General features: G+C 69.4%; 5 protein-coding genes. 4 read left to right on the top strand and 1 reads right to left on the bottom strand.

All coding sequences use genetic code 11. From position 1 onward, the window contains the following. Nucleotides 1-257 precede the first annotated feature (257 nt). Complete coding sequence (locus ABZ260_RS47400; protein ID WP_355631552.1) at nt 258-809, bottom strand: helix-turn-helix domain-containing protein; 552 nt, start codon at nt 807-809, stop codon at nt 258-260. Between the two features lie 179 nt (nt 810-988). Between ABZ260_RS47400 and ABZ260_RS47395 the strand changes: the two genes are divergently transcribed. From ABZ260_RS47395 to ABZ260_RS47380, 4 genes are all read left to right on the top strand, one after another. Next, the gene (locus ABZ260_RS47395; RefSeq protein ID WP_355631550.1) at nt 989-2,164 is read left to right on the top strand and encodes an FAD-dependent oxidoreductase; all 1,176 of its coding nucleotides are present in this window, start codon (nt 989-991) and stop codon (nt 2,162-2,164) included. Between the two features lie 75 nt (nt 2,165-2,239). After that, nucleotides 2,240-3,454, top strand: a complete 1,215-nt coding sequence (locus ABZ260_RS47390; RefSeq protein ID WP_355631547.1) for a cytochrome P450 — start codon at nt 2,240-2,242, stop codon at nt 3,452-3,454. A 71-nt stretch (nt 3,455-3,525) separates the two neighbouring features. Then, complete coding sequence (locus tag ABZ260_RS47385) at nt 3,526-3,726, top strand: ferredoxin (RefSeq protein WP_355631544.1); 201 nt, start codon at nt 3,526-3,528, stop codon at nt 3,724-3,726. A gap of 239 nt (nt 3,727-3,965) precedes the next feature. After that, nucleotides 3,966-4,337 (top strand): hypothetical protein, encoded by a 372-nt coding sequence (locus tag ABZ260_RS47380; protein ID WP_355631541.1) that lies wholly within the window; start codon nt 3,966-3,968, stop codon nt 4,335-4,337. Nucleotides 4,338-4,444: the final 107 nt, after the last annotated feature.

Genomic DNA, 4,444 nt, shown 5'->3' with positions numbered 1-4,444 from the left:
CGCTGGCGGCGGGGCTCTTCTGCGGTGTGGCAGGGGTAGCGGGCGGTTGCCCGCCGGAACGGTCCTGAACCCTTCCAGGCGGCCGTCAACGGGCCGGGCAGCGCGCCAGTCGAGAGGCGCTGAGCACCGACTCCAGCACGCCGATGCCGTGGCCGACCACCGCCTGCACCACCAGGAAGGCCACGACTCGGCTCCCCGACAGTAAGGCCGCGGTGCTGCCTGTTCCGGCAACGCACCCCGCCGGCGACACGTGACGATCAGACGTCGATGCCCTTGCGCAGGAGCAGCCAGGCACGGTCGGCGGTCTCACGCCGGGTGTCCGCCGGTATCTTGGCCAGCAGCGCCGCGATCATGCCGATGGCCGTGACCAGGTCGTCGGCGGTGACGTGCTCGCGTATCCGGCCGGCCTCCCGCGCCTCGGAGAGCAGGCCCTCCAGCAACTCCGACACCCGGCCGCGCACATGGATGAGGCGCGCGTCGGCCGAGGCGCTGACCACGTCGATGAACGCGGTCGAGGTGATGGCTCGCTCGGTCATCAGCGCCAGCATGTCGTCGAGGGTGGTGCCGGGCTCCGCGGCGAGCGCTTCGATCTCCCTGACGCCATCCTCGAACACGGCCAGCGCGAGACTGACGCGATCGGGGAAGTGCCGGTACAGGCTGCCCTGGCCGACTCCGGCCGCACGTGCGATCGAGGTGAGCGGCGCATCGTATCCATCGGCGGCGAACACCTCGCGGGCCGCCGCGATCAGCGCCGCCCGGTTCTCCGCCGCGGCGCTGGGGCCTCTGTTGGGTCGCCGTGCGCTGAACATGACACCTACCGTAGCAACCGGACTGTATCATCCGGTTTGTTGACTCCAGACTTCAACACCTCTCGACACATGTCAATGACAGGGTCTACGGTAGCAACCGGACGGTTCAGTCCGGTTACGGTGGCACGTCACCACCACGGCGCGCCGCCATCGCCCGCTTCGATCGAAAGGAGCCACGCTTGACCAGCCCTGAGAACGTCCTGATCGTGGGCGCTTCGGCAGGCGGCCTCGCCGTGACGGAGGCACTGCGGCGCAAGGGCTACCGCGGCGAACTCACCGTCGTGGGCGCTGAACGGCACCTTCCCTATGACCGGCCACCGCTGTCGAAGCAGGTGCTGGCGGGCACCTGGGAGAGTGAGAAGGCGCACCTGCGCTCCCGAGACGACCTCGCCAGGCTGGAGGCGGAGTTCGTGCTCGGCGATCCGGCGACCGGGCTGGACGCCGCCGCCCGCGAGGTCCGAACCGCCTCCGGCCGCGTCCTGCGCGCGCAGACCGTGGTTTTGGCCACCGGCCTGGTCTCCCACCGGCTCCCCGGTCAGGACGACCTGGCGGGCGTGCACGTCCTGCGCACCCTCGACGACGCCCTCGCCCTGCGCCGGAGCCTGACCACGGTGGACAAGCTCGTCGTCATCGGCGAGGGCGTGCTGGGCGCGGAGATCGCCGCCACCGCCTGCGGCATGGGACTCGACGTCACCCTCGCCGGCCTCGGCCACGCCGTCATGGCCGACCAGCTCGGCGGCCTGGTCGGCGCGGCGCTCACATCGCTGCATGCCGGTCGCGGCGTCCGGCTCCGGCTCGGCGTCGCCGCCGAGGCCCTCACCGGCGACGACGGCCGCGTCACCGGAGTGCGGCTGGCCTCCGGCGAATCGCTGCCCGCCGACGCCGTCGTGGTGGCGATCGGATCCCGTCCGGCCACGGGCTGGCTCGACGGCAGCGGGCTGGCCATCGGCGACGGCGTCGAATGCGACTCACGCTGCCGCGCCGCCCCAGGCGTCTACGCCGTCGGCGACGTGGCCTCCTGGCACCACGAAGGGCTGGGCAGGCGATTGCGACTGGAGAACCGCACCAACGCCGTCGAGCAGGCGCAGATCGTGGCGGCCAACATCCTGGGCGAGGACCGCCCGTATGTCCCCATCCCCTACTTCTGGACCGACCAGTACGACGTCAAGATCCAAGCACACGGCTTCCTCACCCCCGAAGCTCAGCTGAACGTGATCGAAGGCGCCCCCGAGGAGAACCGATTCGTCGCCCACTACAGCGTCGGCGGCCACATCACCGGAGTGCTCGGCTGGAACATGGCCAAGGCCGCCCGGGTGCACCGCCAGAACATGGTCGAAGCTCTCGCACGGCTGTGAGCGCTCGCGGCCCGATGCCGAAGCAAGGTCACACCCCGTCAACGACAACAAGAACGCCCTTCCGAGGAGAAGCCGATGAGCCAGAACGAGCAGGTCCTGAGCTATCCCATGCCCAGTGAGGCGGCGTTGGAGCCGCCGGCGGAGTGGGCGGAGCTGCGCCGGCAATGCCCGGTCGCGCGGATCACGTTGCCCAGCGGTGACGAGGCGAAGCTGCTGACCCGTTACGAGGACGTCAAGCAGGTGCTGGCCGACCCGCGCTTCACCCGCCTGCTGAACGCACCCGACGCGGCCCGGCTGTCGGACAACGAATCCGGCGGGGTGTTCAACACCGAGATGGCCCAGATCATCCCCGACAGCGGGGAGGGTCACCAGCGGTGGCGGCGTCTGGTCGGCAAGTACTTCACCGCCAAGCGCATGGCCGCGCTGCGGCCCATCATGGCGGAGATCGCCGAGCGGCTCATCGACGACATGGTCAAGCGCGGCGGGCCCGGCGACCTCAAGGCGTCCCTGGGTTTCCCGCTGCCCGTGTACGTGATCTGCGACCTGCTCGGAGTTCCCGCCGCCGACCGGGACCGCTTCGCCCACTGGTCCGACGCGCTGCTCAACCTCACCCGCTACAGCCAGGCGGAAATGGACGCGGCGCAGGCCGAGTTCGTCCAGTACATGTCCGACCATGTCACCGCCAAGCGGGAGCGGCCGGGCGACGACCTGCTCAGCGCGCTGATCAAGGAGAGCGCCGCCGAGGGGCAAGGTCTGACCGACGTCGAACTGCTGGTCACCGGGATGGCGCTGCTGGTGGCCGGGCACGAGACCACCGCGAACATGATCGGCAAGATGGTCTCCATGCTGCTGGTCGACCGCACCCGCTGGGAACGGCTGCTGGCCGACCCGTCGCTGGTGCGTTCGGCGGTGGAGGAGTCGCTACGGTTTGACGCCAACTCCGGCTTCGGCCTGCCGCGCTACCTGAAGGAGGAGACCGAGGTCGACGGGACGGTGCTGCCGCGCGGCACCACGGTGATCTGCAGCATGGCCGCGGCCAACCGCGACGAGAGCGTCTTCGACGGCGCCGACGACATGGACCTGAGCCGCAGCCCGAACCCCCACCTGGCCTTCGGCTCCGGCGCGCACTCCTGCCTGGGCCAGTCGCTGGCCCGCACCGAACTGCAGGTCGTGCTCGAGGTGCTGCTGCGCAGGCTGCCGTCCCTGCGACTGGCCGTCCCGGCTGAGGAATTGCAGCGGGTGGACGGCCTGGTGGTCGGCGGCCTGCGCGAAGTCCCGGTGCACTGGTAATGCCGCCCCTGCGAGCCAACACGATGCGCGTACGAATGCCGGTGACACCCGGCCGGCCAGAGAGGAACCCCATGAAAGTCACCGTGGACGAGGCCAAGTGCTGCGGCGCGGGCCAGTGTGTGCTGATCGCACCAGAGGTGTTCGACCAGCGCGAGGACGACGGCATCGTCATCCTGCTGGAGTCCGAACCGGCCGAAAACCTGCACGCCACGGTACGTGAAGCCGCCGCCGTCTGCCCCGCGGCCGCCATCGAGGTAAGCGAGAGTGCCTGAACGTTCTTTGCGGACGTGATGTCGATGCTGCGGCTTCCCCGCTTACCGCGACGAGAAGCCGCAGCACGAGGATTGTCCATGCCGCCGACTACGGCACTCCACACCGCCGCGCGACCCTCCCACCACCCGCCGTCCGGGCGCCGGTCCCGAACAGCGGCGACAATCCCCCCGAGAGAGTGATCGTCATCTAAGTACCTGTACTCAAGCCCGCACATCTCAGACGATGCAGACTCCGGATCATGCGACCAATGCGAGCCGTGAGCCGCTATGTCTCCCGATACGACCGAGGCACCTTCGCCCTGGTCATCGCCGGCTCCTACGCGCTGCTCGTCATCGCCGCAACCGGCTACGTCGAAATCAGCACCCGCCAACCGGGCAGCCAGGGCTTGGAGGCGCTGGTGCTGCTCGCGATCACCTCCCCGACCTCGCAGCTCTTGATCTTCCTGCCGGTTGCCTCGTTCAACCCGACGATCTCTCTTTTGATGTACACCGTCACCGGACTGTTCCAAGCGTGGATCCTCTGGCTGATCGCACGCGGGCGCAGGAAAAGCACGGCTCCGGCGGGGGCGCCCGGCTCCGGGATGACCGACGTTCCAACACGAGAGCCGTAGATGGCTGAGGGGCTGGTCAGAATCATGCGCCGCGCAGGGCCGGGGCCCTTGGGGAGGCACCACATCCGGGTCCGTCAGTTGGCGCCGGTGGAGCCATGAGGCTCCAC

This window comes from Streptosporangium sp. NPDC006013 (assembly GCF_040614275.1).
Taxonomy (GTDB): domain Bacteria; phylum Actinomycetota; class Actinomycetes; order Streptosporangiales; family Streptosporangiaceae; genus Streptosporangium.
The sequence above is the reverse complement of the archived record's forward strand: the minus strand, read 5'-3'. Positions and strand labels throughout refer to the sequence as shown.

Coding starts and splice junctions, on each gene's coding strand:
- ABZ260_RS47390 (WP_355631547.1), top strand. CDS start 2,240: ATGAGCCAGAACGAGCAGGTCCTGAGCTATCCCATGCCCAGTGAGGCG.
- ABZ260_RS47385 (WP_355631544.1), top strand. CDS start 3,526: ATGAAAGTCACCGTGGACGAGGCCAAGTGCTGCGGCGCGGGCCAGTGT.
- ABZ260_RS47400 (WP_355631552.1), bottom strand. CDS start 809: ATGTTCAGCGCACGGCGACCCAACAGAGGCCCCAGCGCCGCGGCGGAG.
- ABZ260_RS47380 (WP_355631541.1), top strand. CDS start 3,966: ATGCGACCAATGCGAGCCGTGAGCCGCTATGTCTCCCGATACGACCGA.